Annotated in this window: 14 protein-coding genes; 6 read left to right on the top strand and 8 right to left on the bottom strand. The window is 68.3% G+C overall.

Going from position 1 to position 17,631, the window contains the following annotated elements; genetic code table 11:
• The first annotated feature begins 304 nt into the window (after nucleotides 1-304).
• Entirely contained in the window at nucleotides 305-883 is a 579-nt protein-coding gene (locus tag PSm6_RS12950; RefSeq protein WP_043244079.1) for a hypothetical protein, read from the top strand.
• Between the two features lie 250 nt (nucleotides 884-1,133).
• Here PSm6_RS12950 and PSm6_RS12945 read toward each other — a convergent pair whose 3' ends face one another.
• The 6 genes from PSm6_RS12945 to PSm6_RS12920 form a co-directional block, all read right to left on the bottom strand.
• The gene (locus PSm6_RS12945) at nucleotides 1,134-3,092 is read right to left on the bottom strand and encodes a PhoX family protein (protein ID WP_265170350.1); all 1,959 of its coding nucleotides are present in this window, start codon (nucleotides 3,090-3,092) and stop codon (nucleotides 1,134-1,136) included.
• A gap of 37 nt (nucleotides 3,093-3,129) precedes the next feature.
• A complete protein-coding gene (locus PSm6_RS12940; protein ID WP_265170349.1) occupies nucleotides 3,130-3,945 on the bottom strand; it encodes an energy transducer TonB in 816 nt (271 codons plus the stop codon).
• Nucleotides 3,942-4,388 (bottom strand): protein TolR, encoded by a 447-nt coding sequence (tolR, locus tag PSm6_RS12935; protein WP_021221553.1) that lies wholly within the window; start codon nucleotides 4,386-4,388, stop codon nucleotides 3,942-3,944. The genes PSm6_RS12940 and tolR overlap by 4 nt, the downstream gene beginning before the upstream one ends.
• Nucleotides 4,389-4,396: 8 nt before the next feature.
• Nucleotides 4,397-5,101: a protein TolQ gene (gene tolQ / locus PSm6_RS12930; RefSeq protein ID WP_265170348.1), complete on the bottom strand. Its 705-nt coding sequence runs from the start codon at nucleotides 5,099-5,101 to the stop codon at nucleotides 4,397-4,399.
• Nucleotides 5,102-5,173: 72 nt separating this feature from the next.
• Nucleotides 5,174-7,102, bottom strand: a complete 1,929-nt coding sequence (locus PSm6_RS12925) for a phytase (RefSeq protein ID WP_265170347.1) — start codon at nucleotides 7,100-7,102, stop codon at nucleotides 5,174-5,176.
• A 55-nt stretch (nucleotides 7,103-7,157) separates the two neighbouring features.
• Entirely contained in the window at nucleotides 7,158-9,686 is a 2,529-nt protein-coding gene (locus PSm6_RS12920) for a TonB-dependent receptor (protein WP_265170346.1), read from the bottom strand.
• Nucleotides 9,687-10,100: 414 nt separating this feature from the next.
• Here PSm6_RS12920 and PSm6_RS12915 point away from each other — a divergent pair, with 414 nt between their 5' ends.
• Together PSm6_RS12915 and PSm6_RS12910 are read left to right on the top strand one after the other, a co-directional pair.
• On the top strand, nucleotides 10,101-11,018 hold the full coding sequence (locus PSm6_RS12915) for a GGDEF domain-containing protein (RefSeq protein ID WP_043244067.1): 918 nt from the start codon (nucleotides 10,101-10,103) through the stop codon (nucleotides 11,016-11,018).
• An 8-nt stretch (nucleotides 11,019-11,026) separates the two neighbouring features.
• Nucleotides 11,027-12,061, top strand: coding sequence for an AraC family transcriptional regulator (locus PSm6_RS12910; protein ID WP_043244065.1), 1,035 nt, complete (start codon nucleotides 11,027-11,029; stop codon nucleotides 12,059-12,061).
• Between the two features lie 5 nt (nucleotides 12,062-12,066).
• Here the strand turns inward: PSm6_RS12910 and PSm6_RS12905 are convergent, their stop codons facing one another.
• Nucleotides 12,067-13,020: a fimbrial protein gene (locus tag PSm6_RS12905; protein WP_081672397.1), complete on the bottom strand. Its 954-nt coding sequence runs from the start codon at nucleotides 13,018-13,020 to the stop codon at nucleotides 12,067-12,069.
• A gap of 194 nt (nucleotides 13,021-13,214) precedes the next feature.
• On the opposite strand from PSm6_RS12905, the gene PSm6_RS12900 reads away from it, so the two are divergent.
• On the top strand, nucleotides 13,215-13,685 hold the full coding sequence (locus tag PSm6_RS12900) for an Lrp/AsnC family transcriptional regulator (RefSeq protein WP_021222730.1): 471 nt from the start codon (nucleotides 13,215-13,217) through the stop codon (nucleotides 13,683-13,685).
• Nucleotides 13,686-13,689: 4 nt separating this feature from the next.
• On the opposite strand, the gene PSm6_RS12895 is transcribed toward PSm6_RS12900, so the two are convergent.
• The gene (locus PSm6_RS12895) at nucleotides 13,690-14,565 is read right to left on the bottom strand and encodes a fimbrial protein (protein WP_158481008.1); all 876 of its coding nucleotides are present in this window, start codon (nucleotides 14,563-14,565) and stop codon (nucleotides 13,690-13,692) included.
• A gap of 406 nt (nucleotides 14,566-14,971) precedes the next feature.
• Between PSm6_RS12895 and PSm6_RS12890 the strand changes: the two genes are divergently transcribed.
• Complete coding sequence (locus PSm6_RS12890; protein ID WP_265170345.1) at nucleotides 14,972-16,654, top strand: flavin monoamine oxidase family protein; 1,683 nt, start codon at nucleotides 14,972-14,974, stop codon at nucleotides 16,652-16,654.
• Between the two features lie 14 nt (nucleotides 16,655-16,668).
• Complete coding sequence (locus PSm6_RS12885) at nucleotides 16,669-17,457, top strand: carbon-nitrogen hydrolase family protein (protein ID WP_043246985.1); 789 nt, start codon at nucleotides 16,669-16,671, stop codon at nucleotides 17,455-17,457.
• Nucleotides 17,458-17,631 lie beyond the last annotated feature (174 nt).

The raw sequence follows: 17,631 nt of genomic DNA, 5'->3' as shown, positions 1-17,631 counted from the left end.
AAGTATGGCACGGCGCCACCAGCGCCAACCCTCCCTGTATCAATCCTTGTGCGGGTTTCAGGCCATACCGCTGGTCGCCAGGCGCCGCCTCGCCCCCCCTGGCGCCATGCCGTTGAAACGCTGAAGGCGCGACTGAATGCCGCATCCGATGGGTAGCCGAGCCAGCCGGTGCGGACCGCCTTCGAAGCCTTCGCCGATGAACTGGCCGCCCTGTACCACTCGGTTTGAGCACGAGAACGGTGGCGCACCCGGGGTTCCGCTGCGCTGCTAAGCTCGCCGCCTCACAGACGCATGGATGACGACGATGAAACGCCTGCTGCCGCTGGCCCTGCTGGTGATTGGCTCGAACGCCCTGGCCCAGGGCTGCGACTATCGCCCTGCCCCGCACCAGGAACTCACCGCCGCCAAGGCGACGGGCCTGCCGCTGGTGCTGGCGGGCAAGGAGAAACTGCAACTGGGCCTGGTGGAGCAGCCCGAGCTGCTGCTGCACAGCGGTGATCTGCTGATCGCCCGCTACCCCGACGGCCACAGCCTCGCCCACCATCCGATGACGCAGCAGGAGCTGGGCAATGCCGGCCTGGGCACCCCGGCGCAACAGGTGCGCCTGCTGTTCGGCGATGACAGCGCCGCCACGCCCGAAGCCCGCGAATGGGTGTTCGCCATGCGCCAGGCCATGGACCTGTGCGGCGACAAGGCCAGCCTCACGCCCTACCGCATCGACGGCATCGAGCTCTTCGCCTGGCGCACCAGCCAGGACGGCAAGCCCTACCAGGTGTTCTTCATCCCCGATGGCGAGCAGGTGCATTACCTCGAAGTACGCGGCCCCGCCGCCTTCGCCGACAAGGTGCTGGCCGGCGTACACAGGCGGCCGCCGAAGCCATAGCGGAGCGTCGGGTTTCACCCGACCTACGAGAGCCGGTGTCATGCACGCCCGTAGGTTGGGCCGAGGTACGAGGCCCAACGCGCGGAGTCGAGCCCGCATCGTTGGGCCTCGCTGCGCTCGGCGCCAACCTACGGAGAGCGGTCCATCACCGGAGGTTGCCGAGCCCTTGTCGGGCGGGTGAAACCCGCCACATTGGCGTCGCCAAGCTTCGCGAGCAGAGCTCGCTCCTACAGGGCCCGCATCGCGTGCATCAACTGCCGATCACGCCGCCGTCGTTCTTGGTGATGAGCACGGTGGTGGAGCGCGGGCGGCTCTTGCCGTCGCTGGCGGGGTAGCTGATGCCGGGGTGCTGGATGTTCACCCACATGCTGCGGCCGTCCGGGGTGAAGGTGATGCCGGTGAGTTCGCAGCCACGCGGGCCGACCAGGAAGCGACGCACCTCGCGGGTCTTGGGATCGGCGCAGAGCAGCTGGTTGCAGCCGATGCGGGCCATGGCCGGCTCGATGTCGTCGAAATCGGTCTCGATCCACAGGCGGCCGGCGGGGTCGAAGGCCAGGCCGTCCGGGGAGGAGAAGGCGTCGCCGTTGATGGTGCCGATCAGGTTGGCCGGCACCGCCTGGCCCTTGTCGTCCTTGGCGCCCTGGGGTTCGCCGGCGAGGAGGAAGATCTCCCACTGGAACGTGGTGGCGGTGGGATCGCCGCCCGCTTCGTTCCAGCGCAGGATCTGCCCGTGCAGGTTGTGCGGGCGCGGGTTGGCGGCGTTCACCGGTTTCTTGCTGCCACGGTCGTCGTTGTTGGTGAGGGTGACGTAGACCTCACGGGTCTCCGGGTGGGCGGCCACCCACTCGGGGCGGTCCATGGGCGTTGCGCCGAGTATGTCGCCGGCGGCGCGGGCGTTGAGCAGCACCTCGGCCTGGCTGGCGAAGCCGTTCTCGGCGGTGAGGCCGTTCTGGCCGTGCACCAGGGCCAGCCACTGGCCCTTGCCGTCATCGTCGAAACGGGCAACGTAGAGGGTGCCCTCATCCAGCAAGTCGCGGGCGGCCTTGGGGTTGGCGGCGTCGAAGCGGCCGCTGGGCACGAACTTGTAGATGTACTCGCCCTTGGTGTCGTCGCCGTAGTAGTAGGCCATGCGCCCGTCCTTGCCGAGGGACAGGGTGGAGCACTCGCGGCAGAAGCGGCCGACGGCGGTGCGCTTCTTCGGCTTGCTGGTGGGGTCGAAGGGGTCGATCTCCACCACCCAGCCGAAGCGGTTGGGTTCCTGCACGTGGCCGTCGTGGGGCTGGTCGCGGTAGGGCGTGGCGTCGAAGCGGGCGTCGGCGGTCTCCCAGCCGTAGTTCTTGCTCACCCCTTCCTTGGCGATGCCGTAGCGCTTGTGGGACACGCGCTGGGCGTAGTCGGCCGGGTCGCGGTTGATGAAGTAGTTGTGCCAGTTCTCCTCGCAGGCGAGGTAGGTGCCCCAGGGGGTCACGCCCATGGAGCAGTTGTTGAGGGTGCCGATCACCTCCAGGCCGCTGGGGTCGGAGGCGGTCTTCATGGCGGCGTGGCCGGCCAGCGGGCCGGTGAGCTGCATGGGTGTGAGGGTGGAGATGCGGCGGTTGTAGCGCGAGCCGGCGACCCGCTGCCAGTGGCCGTCGCCGTCCTTCTTCACCTCGATGACGCTGACGCCATGGGCCGCCTGCTCCTTCTTCACGTCCTCCGCCTTGCGCTTGCCCTCGACGAAGACGATGCCGGCGCTGTGCAGCGTGGGGTTGATGTACTCGTGGTTGATCACCAGCAGGCCGTGGTCGTTGGGCGCGTCCGGGAAGGGGAAGAAGTGCATGCCATCGTGGTTGTCGCCGGCCTGCTTGAGCTGGTCTTCCCAGGTTTCGCTGGCATCGCCCTTGAAGGCCGGCGCATCGGCCAGCACGGCATCACCCCAGGAGAAGAACGGCGTGGCGCTGTAGCCGTCGGCGACTATCACCTTGTCGAACTTGGCATCGAACTGCTGGGGCACGCCCTTGAAGCCCAGCAGGCCGTCGTCGGCCACCGCGCGGCAGGCGCTGATGCCGCCGCCGAAGAAGCCCAGGGCGGCCATGGCCAGGCCGCCCTTGAGGACGTTACGGCGGCCGGCGTCCACCATCCGGTCCAGGCTGCGGTTGCCGCTGGGGTTGATGGCCACGTCGTCATGGGCGGCGAGTGCGGCGTGGAAGGCGTCGAAATCCTGGGTCATCACGGTTCTCTTCTGGTTATGCGCCGGCGCTCCGCGCTCAGCGTTCGATGCGGTAGTGGAAGGTGTTGCGCACGCCTGGCACGGCCACGGGCTGGCCGTTTTCGAGGCGCGGCTGGTAGCGGAAAGTCTGCGCCGCGACCAATGACGGGCGGATGAACAGCGGGTGACAGTCGCCCACCACCTGCGGGTCCTCGACGCGGCCCTGGGGATTCACCCGGTACTCCACCGTGCAATCGCCCTGGATGCCCTTGTCGAGGGCGCGCTGGGGATAGTCCGGCGCCTCCTTGGCGATGGGCAGGTACTGGCGGCTGTTGGCGGCGGCTTCGGCCTGGCGGGCACGCTCGGCGGCCAGGCGCTGCTGTTCCGCCTGGCGGGCAAGATCGAGCTGGCGCTGTTGCTCGGCAGCCGCAGCAACGCGCTCTGCTTCCAGGCGCTGCTGCTCGCGGCGCCGGGTTTCCTGCTGCACCTGCTCCTGGCGCTTCTGTTCTTCCACGCGCTTGCGGGCCAGGGCGGCCTGTTCCAGCTTGCGCTGCTCGATTCGCGGGTCCACCTGCGGCGGCACCGGCTCGACGGGCGTCGGTAGCGGTTCCACCGGGGCGGCTTCCGCGACAGCCGGCTGCACCGGCGCGGGAACCGGTTCGGGGGCTGGCGCAGGCAGGCTGATCAGTTGGGTGGTAAGCACCCGCTGGGCCGGTTCGGCGGGGCGCTCGGGGGCCCAGCCGGCCATCAGCAGCGCCAGCACGCCCAGGTGCAGGGCCAGGGCGCAGCCGGCGGCGAAGGCGTTGCGCCAGGTACGGGCGCTGGGCAGCGACAGACTGGAGAGAGGCGCATCGCTCATGACCATCACGCTCATTGCGGCGCCTCGGTGATCAGCCCCAGGTTGGCCACCCCGCCCTGCTGCAGCGCGGCCATGGCGGCCACCACCTTGCCGTAGCCGGCGTCCTGGTCGGCGCGGATGTACACCTGGGTGTCGCCGCGCTCGGCGATCAGCGCGCCCACCTTGGCGGTCATCTCCTCCAGGGCCACGGCGCTGTCGGTCTGGCTTTCGGTGTCCAGCTCCGTGCCCAGGTTCCAGTAGTAGCCGCCGTCGGCCTTCACCGAGAGGGTGAGGATGCGCTGCTGGCTGTCACGGGGCAGCGCCTCGCTGGCCACCTTGGGCAGTTCGATCTTCACGCCCTGGGTGAGCATCGGCGCGGTGACCATGAAGATCACCAGCAGCACCAGCATCACGTCGATGTAGGGCACCACGTTCATTTCGGCCTTGGGGCCGTGCTTGCGCTGGGGACGGACGAGCATGCTGCACCTCAGGCTGCGGCGGCGACGGGGTTGGCGCCGGCCAGGCGACGTTGCAGGCGGCCCTGCAGTTCGTTGCCGAAGGCGTAGTAGCGCGCCACCAGGCCCTGGGCGCGGGCCGAGAAGCGGTTATAGGCGATCACTGCGGGGATGGCGGCGAACAGGCCGATGGCGGTGGCGATCAGCGCTTCGGCGATGCCCGGGGCGACGGTGGAGAGGGTCGCCTGCTGCACCTGGGACAGGCCGATGAAGGAATTCATGATCCCCCACACGGTGCCGAACAGGCCGATGTAGGGGCTGACCGAACCGACGGTGGCGAGGAAGGTGAGGCCCTTCTCCAGGCGCTCTTCCTGCTCGGCGATGGCGACGTAAAGGCTGCGCTCGACGCCGTCCACCACCATCTCCGGGGCGATGCCCGGCTCGCGGCGCAGCTGGGCGAACTCCTGGTAGCCGGCCAGGAAGATGCGCTCCAGGGCGGCGTCCTCGTCCGGCTCGCCGTCCTTGCGCTGCAGCTGGCCGAGTTCGGCGGTGCCACGGAAGCGCGCCTGGAAAGCCTTGGCCTGGCGCTCGACGCGCGCCAGCAGGGCGCCGCGCTGGACGATCAGGTACCAGCTGAACAGGGAGGCGAACAGCAGGATCGCCATCACCCCTTTCACCAGCAGGCTGGCGTCGCTGATCAGGCCCCAGACGGTCATCTGTTCCAATGTTGCGTGCATGGTTGGTTCCTCGTGTTGCCGGGCCCCGCAGGGCCCTATTCGATTACGCGGCGATGACGGGTTGATGACAGCTCAGTGCAAACCCAGGGTCCGGGCCACCTCGGCCCAGGGCACGAACTTGAAGTTCTGGGTCTGCTCGGGCATGCGCTTGCGGCCGTCCTGCACCACCAGCATTCCCTGGTTCCAGGGGCCGCCGAGGTTGGCGGAGGTGACTTCCAGGCCGTCAGTCTCCGAGGCGCCGTCGATGCCGGCGGCGGCGTTGAGGCCGACGCGGAAGGCACCGCGCAGGGCGAAGGGCGGCTCGGCGTCGAGTACCACGTAGCTGTCGTTGCCCTGGCTGGAGATCACCAGGTAGTCGCGGGCGTCGCTCTGGTACAGGCCCAGGCCCTCGACGTCGGCGTGCAACGTCTCGCCCACCTGCATCACCGAGTGCAGCTCGGCGGGGGCGTCGGCGCGGGCGTCCAGGGCCCAGACGCCGACGTCTTCCTCACCGATGAACAGGCGCTGGCGCTGGTCGTCGGCGACGCAACCCTCGGGCTGGCTCTCGACGCGGAACTCGCGCACCAGCTGCCCGCTCGCTTCACCGCTGGCGCCGTCCAGGCGGTACTGCAGGAAGCGCCCGTCCTTGCCGTTGGCGAAGGCATAGAGCTCGCCGGAGGCCGGCTGGAACAGGCAGATGCCGTAGATCTCCTTGAGCGGGGTGCGCACCTCGCCGGCCGGCTTCACCTCGCCCGTGGCGCGGTCGATGGCGAACAGGCTGAGGCTGTTGGTGTCGCGGTTGCTGGCCACCGCCAGGTCGACCCGCTGGCCGCCGAGGGCAAAGCCGGGGCGCACGTCGACGTTGTTCAGGCGGCCCACCGGCAGCTCCTGCAGCAGTTGGCCGTCGAGGCCGTAGACCAGCAGGCCCTGCTTCTTGTTAGTGCCGAGCACGCGGCTGGCGGCCGGGTCGTTGGGGTTGACCCAGATGGCCGGGTCGTCCGCCGCGTCGCCCTGGCGGCCCACCGGCTCGCTCTGGCGCAGGGAGGCGACGCTGGGCAGCACGGGCGGCAGGGCCACGGGCTGCGCCTGCCAGTCCAGGCGGCCCTGGTACAGGCGCCCGCTGGCGTCGTCCTGCACCAGCAGGTCGGTGCCCTGGGCACTGGTGGCGACGGCAATCCGCTCGGGCTCTTCCAGGCCGGGGAGCGGCAGGCTGGCCACCGCGTTCCAGGCCTCGCCCTGCTGCTGGTAGAGGTGCAGGCGGGCGGCGCCAGGGTCCAGCGCCAACAGGCCGCCGGGGACCACGGCCATGGCACCGGCGCTTTTCGCCAGGCCGCCGAAGGGGGCGACCAGGTCCACCGGCACGCGGGCGCTGTCGGCTTCCGGGTGGGCCGGGTAGGCCCAGAGGCCGACGTTCTCTTCGTTGACGAACAGGCGGTTGGCGGCATCGTCCACCTGGCAGTACTCGGCGGCCGGCGGCAGGGCCAGGCCGCGCACGTGGCGGGCCTCGGCGTTGAGGCGCTCACCGGCACCCACCAGCCACTGCTCGCCGTGGCCGTCTTCGCCCACCAGGAACAGGTAGAGGTTGCGGGCGTCGTCGCGGTACAGGCAGAGCCCGGCGACGGCGTAGTCACGGGCCGGCAGTTGCAGCGTGCGGCCCCAGCGATGGGTGCCGGTATCCAGGCTCACCAGGGTGGCCTGCTGGGTGGCGTTGTCGAGGCTGGCGGCGATCAGGCCCTTGGGGCCGGCGCTGCGCAGGTCGAGGCTGGAGAAGGAGCCGGGCAGGCGCGCCAGCTCCTGGCCTTCGCCGTCCAGCAGGAGCAGGCCGTTGCGCTCGCTGGCGGCCAGGCGCATGGCGGAGCCGGGCAGCTGGCGCAGGTCTTCGGCCTTGACCTTGGCCGAGGCGCCCCAGGGGCTGAGGGCCAGTTGCGGGGCCTGGGCTTCGGCGGCCGGCTGCGGCTGGCAGGCGGCCAGGCCGAGCAGGGCCGCGAGCAGCAGGGGATTGCGGGTGCGGGTGTGGGTCATCGGGCGGTTCCAGGCGATGCGGGGGAGCGCCCTCCCCGGTGGGAGGGCGCGGCGATCAGAAGTGGGTGAAGGTCAGGCCGAGGGTGTAGGTCGGGCCGTATTCCTCGTACTGGGCGTTGTAGCTGCGGCTGCCGGTGTAGACGTAGTAGCTCTCGTCGGTGAGGTTCTGCGCCTCGAAGGAAAGCTGCAGCTCCTTCGTCAGGAAGTAGCGGGCGCTGAAGTCGACGAAGGTCTGCGCATCCACGTGCAGATCGTGCTGGCGGTCGCCCACCGGGGCCACTTCGTAGAGGTAGTCGGACTTGTAGTTGGCCGAGAGGCGCAGGCTGAGTTTGTCGTTCTCCCAGCCCAGCATCAGGTTGCCGACGGTGTCGGACTGGTTGGGCAGGTCGATGTCGCGCTTGAGGGTGCGGCCGCTGGCCTGGTCGAAGCCTTCGATGCTGGCGTCGGAACGGCTGAAGGTGGCGTTGGCGCCCAGCAGCAGGCCGTTCCAGGGGGCGGGCAGCCAGTCGAACTTCTGCGAGTAGGCCAGTTCCAGGCCGTAGAGCTTGGCGCTGTCGCCGTTGGCGAAGGTGTTGGCTTCGTCGAAGGTCGCCCAGTCGCCGGTGCCGGCCAGGTCGGTGTTGTAGACGAAGTTCTGGATGTCCTTGTAGAAGACGAAGGCCGAAACCACCCCGGCGCGGCCCAGGTAGTGCTCGATGCCGAAGTCGTAGTTGGTCGACTCCAGGGGCGACAGGTCGGGGTTGCCGAAGCTGGCTTCGTCGCCGTCGATGACGAAGCCCGGGGCCAGTTGGCCGAAGGTCGGGCGCACCACGGACTTGGTCCAGGCGGCGCGCAGCTGGGTGTCCTTGTCGATCTGGTAGCGCGCGTGCAGGCCGGGCAGCCAGTGGTGGTAGTCGCGCTTGCGCTCGATGCTCTCGTAGTCGCCATCGCGGATGCCGGTGCCCTTGGCTTCGAACTCGGTGCCCTCGTAGCGCATGCCGGCGATGAAGCGCCAATCATCCACGTCCAGGGTGTTCATGAGGTAGGCGGCGTTGATGTCTTCGCTCATGTCGAAGTCGTTCACCCGCGACTCTTCCTCGTTGTAGAAGTCGGCGGCGTTGAGCTGGCCGAGCAGGCCCTTGATGGCGCTGGCGCTGATGCCGGGGCCGAAGCGGTCGAGGGTGTAGTGCACGTTGCCCTTCTGGAACTGGCCGAGGTTGAGCTGTTCGTCGCTGAAGAAGTTATCCAGGTCCTCGTAGGTCCAGGCTTCCAGGTCGTTGGTCTTGTCGCGGCGGCTGAGCTTGCCGCCGAACTTGGCCTGGGCGGCGTAGCCGGAGAGGTCGTAGTCGCGGGCGAGGTCCAGGCGGATGTTCTTCTCGGTGTCCTCGGTGTTCTGCTTTTCCCAGTCGACCTGGTCGAGGGCGAAGTTGGCCGGGTCGTAGAAGCCGTTCTCGACGTTCAGGCGCGGCTTCTTGCTGTCGTCGAAGCCGGTGCCGGTGAAGTCGCGGATGCCTTCGAAGGTGGCACCGGCGATGTGGCCGGGGCTGTCTTCGCTGGATTGGCTGTAGCCAGCCTGCCCGCTCAGGGTCCAGAGGCCCATCATGCGTTCGCCGCCGAAGACGTAGGACTGGATCTCCTGGGTTTCCTCGCGGTCCTTCAGCTCGCGGTAACCCTCGCCGTCACCGGTTTCGCCCGGCAGGCGCGCGTCATCGAATTCGATGCCGGCGGCGTTGCGCGTCTCGCTGTCCTTGTAGCGGCTGTAGAGGGTGCGCAGGTAGTAGCTGGAAACGTCGTCGGGCTTGTAGTCGAAGTTGAGGCCGCCGCCGGCGCGCTCGCGGGTGATGGCATAGTCGCGCTGCTCCAGCTCCTCCAGGCGGGCGCCGTCTTCGAAGTCCCAGGCGCCGCCGGTCTCGACGTTGTCGGAGCCGAACTTGCGCTCCTGCCAGCTCAGGGCGGCGGCCACGCCGAAGTTGTCGATGCCGTCGCCGAGGCTGAAGCGGTCGCTGATGGCGCCGGAGAACTTGGGGCTGGTCTTGTCGGTGTTCTCGTCGTAGCTGGCCTCGGTGCTGCCGGTGTAGAACAGGCCCTCGTGGTCGAAGGCGGAGAGGCTCTCCACGTCGACGGTGCCGCCGAGGGAGTTGGCGTCCATGTCCGGGGTGAGGGTCTTGATCACGGTGAGCGACTGCACCAGCTCGGCGGGCAGCACATCCAGGGCCACGGCGCGGCGGTCGCTTTCCGGGGCCGGCACCAGGGTGCCGTTGATGGTGACGCTGTTCAGGTCCGGGCCCAGGCCGCGCACGCTGACGAAGCGGCCTTCGCCCTGGTCGCGCTCCACCGAGACGCCGGGCAGGCGCTGCACCGCTTCGGCGGCGTTCTGGTCCGGCAACTGGGCGACGCCGTCGGCATGCACCACGCTTTCAACGCTGTCGGAGGCGCGCTGCTCTTTCAGGGCCTTGTCGATGCTGGCGGCCTGGCCGACCACTTCGACGTGCTCGGTGGCGCCGGCCGCGCCCTCGTCGGCAGCCCAGGCAACGCTGGCCACGGCCAGGGTCAGTGCGCTGAAGGTGAAGCCCGCAAGCCGGGCGGCGGTGCTGCGCTTGTACATGAATGCTCTCCCCAGGATGGAATCCAGGCCGAGCAAATGACCCGGCAACTTGGGAGCGGACGCTAGGCAGCACGGATGACGCTTCTGTGACAGGACAACGGCATAGGGCCGGAATGGCAGGGTTTTGCGGGGGTAACCCTAGGGTTTTGAGCTGATAGGACCCTCCAGAGCCGCCGTAGGGGCGAATTCATTCGCCCACCGACCTGCAGGGGCGACGCAGCGTCCAGGCCACGCTGGGGCAGCCCTGCGGGCTGCTTGGCGAATGAATTCGCCCCTACGGAATGCGACCCGGGCACCTGAAAATCTGCCCATGTGCCCTGAGCCGATCCGACCCTCCCACCCCGCTCCGGCGCTGCAACCTCGCCGTCACAATCATCTGCTCTGCTGGCCCGGTCTAACCCGCCGGACCTGCCCATGACCTCCCTGCTGAAGCTGCATCGCCTCAAGCTCACCGCGCTGTTCCTGGCGGCCAATATCGGTTTGCTGCTGCACCTGGCGGTGGGCGATCTGAAGGCGGCGTCGGAGTGGGTCTGGCTGGACATCCTCGGCGAGGGCGGCTCGGCGCTGCTGGCGCTGGTGTGGATCGGCCTGGTGCTGAAAAGCCGGCCCGCCGGGCGGGTGACCAACCTGCTGGTGCTGGGGCTGGCGGGGGTGTTCTTCTCCTGGTGGATCGACAGCCTCGATGAGTTCATCCGCATGCCCGACACGGTGCACTGGGACCACTGGCTGGAGTCGGTGCCGATGCCCATCGGCCTGGTGCTGCTGACCCTGGGCATCTACCACTGGCACCGCGAGCAGCTGGCCATCAGCGCGCAGATGGAGAAGCGCGAGCGGCTGTTCCGCGAGCACCGCCAGTTCGACACGCTCACCCCGCTGGGCGACGCCGACTACCTGCGCCGCCAGCTGGAGCTGGGCCTGGGCGAGGCCGCCGCGAACGGCCAGCCGCTGTCGCTGGTGATCCTCGACATCGATGATTTCAGCCAGGTCAACGACCGCTTCGGCCATGCCGAGGGCGACCACCTGCTGCTGGCGCTGACCCAGTTGCTGCTGCTCAACCTGCGCCGCCAGGACCTGCTCTGCCGCCTGGCCGGCGACCGCTTCGTGGTGCTGCTGCCGAACACCGGCGAGCGCCAGGCGCACCAGCTGGCCACGGAGCTGGGCGAGGCGGTGATGCACTTCGCCCACCGCACCCGCCAGCACGGCGAGCGCCTGCAACTGCGCGCCAGCACGGCGGTGGCGATGGCCCTGGACGAGAGCCCCGAGACGCTGCTGCAACGGCTCAACCTGGCCCTGGCGAAGGCCCGCTCGCCGCGCCTGGCCCACAGTGCCTGAGGTGCGCGATGACCATCAGGGGTGACTGGTACGAGTGCGACAGCCGCTTCATCCCGGCCCACGGCCAGCCGGCGGTGCTGATCGACCTGGCGCTCTCGCGGGGGATCGACAGCCACCGCCTGCTGCGGGGCACCGGCCTGTTCTACGAGGACATCCTCGCCGGCGGGCAGCTGGTCAGCCCGCAGCAGTTCCTCGGGCTGATCGGCAATGCCCGGCGTCTGCTGGCCGCCGATGACACGGCCTTTCTCTTCGGCCAGCGGCTGCTGCCCGGCCACTACGGCGCCGCCAGCCACACCCTGCTGCATGCCGAGCACCTGCAGGATGCGCTGGGGCAGCTAATCCGCCAGCGCGCGCTGCTGACGCCGTTGCTGGCGCCCCGGCTGGTGCTGGACGAGCAGGACGCCTGGCTGTACTGGGTGGACGCCTGCGGGGCGGGGGAACACCGGCGCTTCCTGCTGGAGGCGAGCATGACGGCGGTGGCGGCGCTGTGCCGGCGCCTGGGCGGGGAGCGGCTGCCGTGGCGCTACCACTTCGCCCATGCCCAGCCGCGCTGCATCGAGCAGTACTGGGTGCACCTGGGGGAGGAGGTGCGCTTCGACCAGCACGTGGACGCCATGCAAGTGCCGCGCGCCTGGCTGACCCGGGCGCTGCCGGAGGCGTCGCAGACCGCCGGCCAGGTGGCACGCCAGGAATGCGCGCGCCAGCTGGCGGCGCTGGGCCATCGCGCCAGCCTGCTGGACCGGCTCTACGGCTGGCTGCTGGAGCGGGTGCGCGAGGCGCCGGTGCTGGAGGACGCGGCCCTGGCCTTCGCCATGAGCCCGGCCACCTTCAAGCGCAAGCTGGCCAAGCACGGCACGCACTACCAGGAGCAGCGTGACCTGGTGCGCAAGCACGTGGCGCTCTACCTCTACCGCATCAAGGGCTACGGCAACGACGAGGTGGCGGCGTACCTGCACTTCCACGACAGCACCAACTTCCGCCGCTCGCTCAGGCGCTGGACGGGGCTCTCCCCCAGCGCGCTGCGCCAGCTGTTCGGGGCCTGACCGCGCTACTCGTAGAACAGGGTGAGGGTGGCGGTGGTCAGCACCTGCCCCGGGCTGACCGTGGGCTCGAGCTGGTAGTAGCGCGCGACCAGCGGAATCGCGCTGGGGCCGCCAGCGGTGCCGGTGTTCAGGTGCTCGTTCCTGACGCCCAGCGCCAGGGGCGCCCCGCCATTGCCCTTGAGCAATTGCACGCCGATGCCCCTGGCCATGTCCCGGCCTATCACGTTCTTGAGCACCGAGCCGGCTTCATGCAGCCCGTCCACACGGTAGGAGATGCGGATATCCGGGTCGCAATCGAGATTCAGGCTGAAGGCCTTCTCCCGGGCCGTGCTGCCGACCCCAGTGAAGTGATGCAGGTTGGTGGTCGGCAACGTCACCGTGGTGTCAGGGGTGCGCAGGCTGCAGCCCTTCTTGGTGAAAACCAGCTGGGTGGGTGAGAAGGTCAGCTCGTTGGTCAGTTCGTTGTCGTAATAGATCCTCACAGAATTGACATACAACGCCCCTGAGCTGGGGTTGTCGTTGGTCTTGACCAGTTGGACCCAGAAGCGCTGGGCAGGCGCGTAGTGGTTGCGCGGGATCTCCCTGCGAGGTCGGCTGCCGTGCATGATTTCCCCGCCCCCGATGCTGGCGGGCAGGTTGTTCGAGTTCTGTGCCCAGCCGACCCGCACCCCAATGCCTTCCAGGCTGGTGGCATAAACCCCGCTGAGACCCGAAACCGCTGCGGGCGAACTGACGAAGCCCGTACTGACGTGGTGAGAGCCGAGCTCCATGCACCTCACATAGGCGTCGCCCGTACCAATCCAGCCATGGGTATCGAAAATGACTCCGCCGACAGGAATATCGCGGGGTGCGCTGATGGATGCCGGGAACGCTTGCACCGTTTTACGCCCCGTATCCAAAGCGCATGCACGGGCATGACTCCAGGAGGCCAGAAGGAAAACCGCAAGAACCCAAAGCATATATCGCGACAAGATTCGCCACCCATCGTGTTTTGACTGAGCGGGGCATGCTATCGATGGAGAGAAAGGGGCCAAGCCAGCAGGGCCCTCCAGGCGCTGTAGGCCATTCCTGAGCGCGACGAAATGATGATCGACTTAGTCTTCGGGGCGCCATCCGGTAGCCTTGCTCCAGCTTCCTCTCGCACGAGCCCGACATGCCCGAAAGCCACTTCCCCCTCGACGAAACCGACCGCCAGTTGATCGCCGCCCTGCAGATCAACGCCCGGGAAAGCGTCGCCACCCTCGCCCGCCGCCTGGGCATCGCGCGCACCACGGTGAACTCGCGCCTGGCGCGCCTGGAGCGATCCGGGGTCATCAGCGGCTACGGCGTGCGCCTGGGACAGCGGGTATCCGAAGGCGGCCTGCAGGCCTACGTGGGCATCACCGTGCGGCCGCGCAGCGGCAAGGACGTGCTGCGGCGGCTGACCGGCATGGCCGAGGTGCAGTTGCTGTGCACCGTGAGCGGGGAGTTCGACTACGTGGCCTGGCTGCGGGCCGAGTCACCGGAGCGGCTGGACCTGCTGCTGGACGAGATCGGCAATGTCGAGGGCGTGGAACGCACCACCACCTCGATCATCCTCAGCTGCAAGATCGACCGGGGCCAGCCATTGCCGGGCCCGGCCTGAACGATCAGCGGTAGAACAGGGTCAGCGTGGCCGTGGCGACCACATGGCCGGGAGTCACCTGCTCCGCAACCTGGCGGTAACGGGCCATCAGCGGGATTCGCACCCTCTTCTCGCCCATCACGCTGCGGCCGAGCGGGTATTCGCTGCCGATCGACAGCGGGATGTTCTGCAGGTCGGTCAGTTGCACCCCGACGCCACGTGCCATGGTGATGCCGAAGGTGTTCTTCAGGGTCGACGCATCATGGGTCAGCCCGTCGAGACGGTAGGCGATGTCGAGGCCGGGGTCGCATTCCAGGTCGATGCTGACATCGAGCGGCCAGGCAGTGCTGCCGATGCCGGAAAAATCCTTGAGCCAGGTCTTGTGCAACGTGCGGGTGAGGACACTGCCTTCGACCAGGCGGCAACTGCGCGTCTGGAAGGCGATGGCGATGGCGGGGAAGACCAGGGCGTTGGTGCGCTCGTCGTGGTAGTGCACCTCCACGCTCGGGATGCTGTAGGTGCCGCTGGAGATCGGCCCGGTCTTGATCAACTGGATCCACCAGTTGCTCGCGGGGGTGTAGCGGCCCCAGGCCAGCGCGTCCGTCTTGCGCGGCGAGTTCATGAACTCCCCGCCGCTCATCTGCGCCGGCAGCGTGTTGGCATCCCGCGACCAGGCCACGCGGATGCCGACACCCGGCACCCCGCTCGGGTAGACGTTCGCATGCCCGGGAACGCTCGCCCCGCTGAGAAAGCCCCGGCGCAGCCAGAGGTCGCCGTGCTGCAGGAACCCGCCGCAGTTGACTTCCGCCTTGCCGCTCTGGATCCAGCGCTGGGTATCGAACAGCACGAGGCCCTCCGGCGCGTCGCGCGGCACCACCAGTTCGGGTGGCAGGGGAGCCATGGTCGGGGGCGCCCCGGCAGCCATCTTGCAGTAGGCCGTGACCCCCCACGCAGGCTGCGGGCTGATCACCAGTATCGAGAAGATGAGAATGAGCGAACGAACCAAACCAACGTGCATGAGGCATCTCCCGGCATTACGAATGCGAAGGCCCGGATGATCGCCGATCCATACCGGCACCCGGCCCGCGCACGTCTTGCCGTGCTGGAGGATTTGTCCCTATACATGGGTGAATTTTCCGTCGCTGCCTGGCTGGGCGGAATGGAACTTCGTCATAACGATCCAAATGATCGTCATTTCGCTATAAAAACAGGCTTATTGACGACACAAAACGTCTTATGGACGAAAAACAGCCTCCCTAGAATGACGCCAACGCTGCCCAGACAGCCCTCTCATTCTTCAGGTCGCCATGCACACCACCAATCGCCACCCCGCCGACGGCAAGAAGCCGATCACCATCTTCGGCCCTGACTTCCCCTTCGCCTTCGATGACTGGATCGAGCACCCCGCCGGCCTGGGCAGCATTCCCGTCGAGCGCCAGGGCGAGGAAGTGGCCATCGTCGGCGCCGGTATCGCCGGGCTGGTGGCCGCCTACGAGCTGATGAAGCTGGGCCTCAAGCCCGTGGTGTACGAGGCTTCGAAGATGGGCGGTCGCCTGCGCTCGCAGAGCTTCGAGGGCACCGAGGGGATCATCGCGGAGCTGGGCGGCATGCGCTTCCCGGTGTCGTCCACGGCCTTCTACCACTACGTCGACAAGCTCGGCCTTGAGACCCGCCCCTTCCCCAACCCGCTGACGCCGGCTTCCGGCAGCACGGTGATCGACCTCGAGGGCAAGACCTACTACGCCGAGAAGATGGCCGACCTGCCGGCGCTATTCCGCGAGGTGGCCGATGCCTGGGCCGATGCCCTGGAGGACGGCGCGCAGTTCAGCGAGATCCAGCAGGCCATCCGCGACCGCGACACCAAGCGCCTGAAAGCGCTGTGGAACAGCCTGGTGCCACTCTGGGACGACCGCACCTTCTACGACTTCGTCGCCACCTCCAAGGCCTTCGCCAAGCTGTCGTTCCACCACCGCGAAGTGTTCGGCCAGGTGGGCTTCGGCACCGGCGGCTGGGACTCGGACTTCCCCAACTCCATGCTGGAGATCTTCCGCGTGGTGATGACCAACTGCGACGACCACCAGCACCTGGTGGTGGGCGGCGTGCAGCAGGTGCCGCTGGGCATCTGGCGCCACGTGCCGGAGCGCATGGCCCACTGGCCGGCGGGCACCAGCCTGGCGTCCCTGCACAATGGCGCGCCGCGCCCGGGGGTGAAGCGCATCGCCCGCGCCGCCGACGGCCAGTTGGCGGTGACCGACGCCTGGGGCGACACCCGCCACTACGCGGCGGTGCTGACCACCTGCCAGAGCTGGCTGCTGACCACCCAGATCGAATGCGAGGAATCGCTGTTCTCGCAGAAGATGTGGATGGCCCTGGACCGCACCCGCTACATGCAGTCGTCGAAGACCTTCGTGATGGTCGACCGCCCCTTCTGGAAGGACAAGAACCCGGTCACCGGCCGCGACACCATGAGCATGACGCTCACCGACCGCCTCACCCGCGGCACCTACCTGTTCGACAACGGCGACGACAAGCCGGGGGTGATCTGCCTCTCCTACTCCTGGATGAGCGACGCCCTGAAGATGCTGCCGCAGCCCATCGAGAAGCGGGTGAAGCTGGCGCTGGACGCGCTGAAGAAGATCTACCCGGACGTGGACATCGCCAGCCACATCATCGGCGACCCGATCACCGTTTCCTGGGAGGCGGACCCGCACTTCCTCGGCGCCTTCAAGGGCGCGCTGCCGGGCCACTACCGCTACAACCAGCGCATGTACGCGCACTTCATGCAGGACGACATGCCCGCCGAGCACAAGGGCATGTTCATCGCCGGTGACGACGTGTCCTGGACCCCGGCCTGGGTGGAGGGCGCGGTGCAGACCTCGCTCAACGCCGTGTGGGGGATCATGAAGCACTACGGCGGCGCCACCCACGCCGCCAACCCCGGCCCGGGCGATGTGTTCGCCGAACTCGGCCCCATCGCCCTGCCGGAATGATCAGGAGAGACGCCATGCGCATCGCCCTCTACCAGTGCCCGCCCCTGCCGCTGGACCCGGAGGCCAACCTCGCGCGCCTGCACCGCCAGGCCACCGAGGCGGCACGCCGCGGCGCACGCCTGCTGGTGGGCCCGGAGATGTACCTGAGCGGCTACAACATCGGCCGCGCAGCGGCGCAGACCCTGGCCCAGCCCAGCGATGGCCCCTGGGCGCAGCGCATCGCCGCCATCGCCCGCGAGCAAGGCATCGCCATTCTTTACGGCTACCCGGAACGGGGCGCTGACGGCGCCCTGTTCAACTCGGCGCAACTGATCGACGCGCGGGGCGAGCGCCTGGGCAACTACCGCAAGACCCACCTGTTCGGCGAGCTGGACCGGGGCCTGTTCAGCCCTGGCGAGGCGCCCTGCCCGATCATCGAGCTGGAAGGCTGGAAGCTCGGCGTGCTGATCTGCTACGACGTGGAATTCCCCGAGAACGTGCGGCGCCTGGCCATGGCCGGTGCCGAGCTGGTGCTGGTGCCCACCGCCAACATGGTGCCGTACGATTTCGTCTGCGACGTGCTGGTGCGCACCCGCGCCTACGAAAGCCAGTGCTACCTGGCTTACGCCAACTACTGCGGCGCCGAGGGTGCCATCCGCTACTGCGGCCTCTCCAGCCTCAACGGCCCCGACGGCGAGCAGACCGCCCGAGCCGGCCGCGACGAAACCCTGCTGCTGGCCGATATCGCCCACGAAGCCCTGGAAACCTCCCGCGCCGCCATCACCTACCTGCACGACCGCCGGCCGGAGCTGTACCGCCCCTAGGCTGGCGCCGAGCACTGCTGTTCGGAAATCGACCACCCAACGAAGCGTTGCGTAGTGCAAGGCGCGCAGCCAGGTACACACACCTTATCCACAGCCCCATCCACGGTTTCCGGGGACAGGTAGGGCGGGTGAAACCCGCGTGGGCTCCGCGCCCGGGCCGTCGGGTTGCACCCG

The organism is Pseudomonas solani, from assembly GCF_026072635.1.
GTDB lineage: Bacteria > Pseudomonadota > Gammaproteobacteria > Pseudomonadales > Pseudomonadaceae > Metapseudomonas > Metapseudomonas solani.
Note: the sequence above shows the minus strand (reverse complement) of the source record. Positions and strands in the feature narration are given on the sequence as shown.

Excerpts from the sequence above, each read along its gene's own strand:
- PSm6_RS12950 (WP_043244079.1), top strand. The coding sequence starts at position 305 with ATGAAACGCCTGCTGCCGCTGGCCCTGCTGGTGATTGGCTCGAACGCC.
- PSm6_RS12945 (WP_265170350.1), bottom strand. The coding sequence starts at position 3,092 with ATGACCCAGGATTTCGACGCCTTCCACGCCGCACTCGCCGCCCATGAC.
- PSm6_RS12940 (WP_265170349.1), bottom strand. The coding sequence starts at position 3,945 with ATGAGCGTGATGGTCATGAGCGATGCGCCTCTCTCCAGTCTGTCGCTG.
- tolR (WP_021221553.1), bottom strand. The coding sequence starts at position 4,388 with ATGCTCGTCCGTCCCCAGCGCAAGCACGGCCCCAAGGCCGAAATGAAC.
- tolQ (WP_265170348.1), bottom strand. The coding sequence starts at position 5,101 with ATGCACGCAACATTGGAACAGATGACCGTCTGGGGCCTGATCAGCGAC.
- PSm6_RS12925 (WP_265170347.1), bottom strand. The coding sequence starts at position 7,102 with ATGACCCACACCCGCACCCGCAATCCCCTGCTGCTCGCGGCCCTGCTC.
- PSm6_RS12920 (WP_265170346.1), bottom strand. The coding sequence starts at position 9,686 with ATGTACAAGCGCAGCACCGCCGCCCGGCTTGCGGGCTTCACCTTCAGC.
- PSm6_RS12915 (WP_043244067.1), top strand. The coding sequence starts at position 10,101 with ATGACCTCCCTGCTGAAGCTGCATCGCCTCAAGCTCACCGCGCTGTTC.
- PSm6_RS12910 (WP_043244065.1), top strand. The coding sequence starts at position 11,027 with ATGACCATCAGGGGTGACTGGTACGAGTGCGACAGCCGCTTCATCCCG.
- PSm6_RS12905 (WP_081672397.1), bottom strand. The coding sequence starts at position 13,020 with ATGCTTTGGGTTCTTGCGGTTTTCCTTCTGGCCTCCTGGAGTCATGCC.
- PSm6_RS12900 (WP_021222730.1), top strand. The coding sequence starts at position 13,215 with ATGCCCGAAAGCCACTTCCCCCTCGACGAAACCGACCGCCAGTTGATC.
- PSm6_RS12895 (WP_158481008.1), bottom strand. The coding sequence starts at position 14,565 with ATGGCTCCCCTGCCACCCGAACTGGTGGTGCCGCGCGACGCGCCGGAG.
- PSm6_RS12890 (WP_265170345.1), top strand. The coding sequence starts at position 14,972 with ATGCACACCACCAATCGCCACCCCGCCGACGGCAAGAAGCCGATCACC.
- PSm6_RS12885 (WP_043246985.1), top strand. The coding sequence starts at position 16,669 with ATGCGCATCGCCCTCTACCAGTGCCCGCCCCTGCCGCTGGACCCGGAG.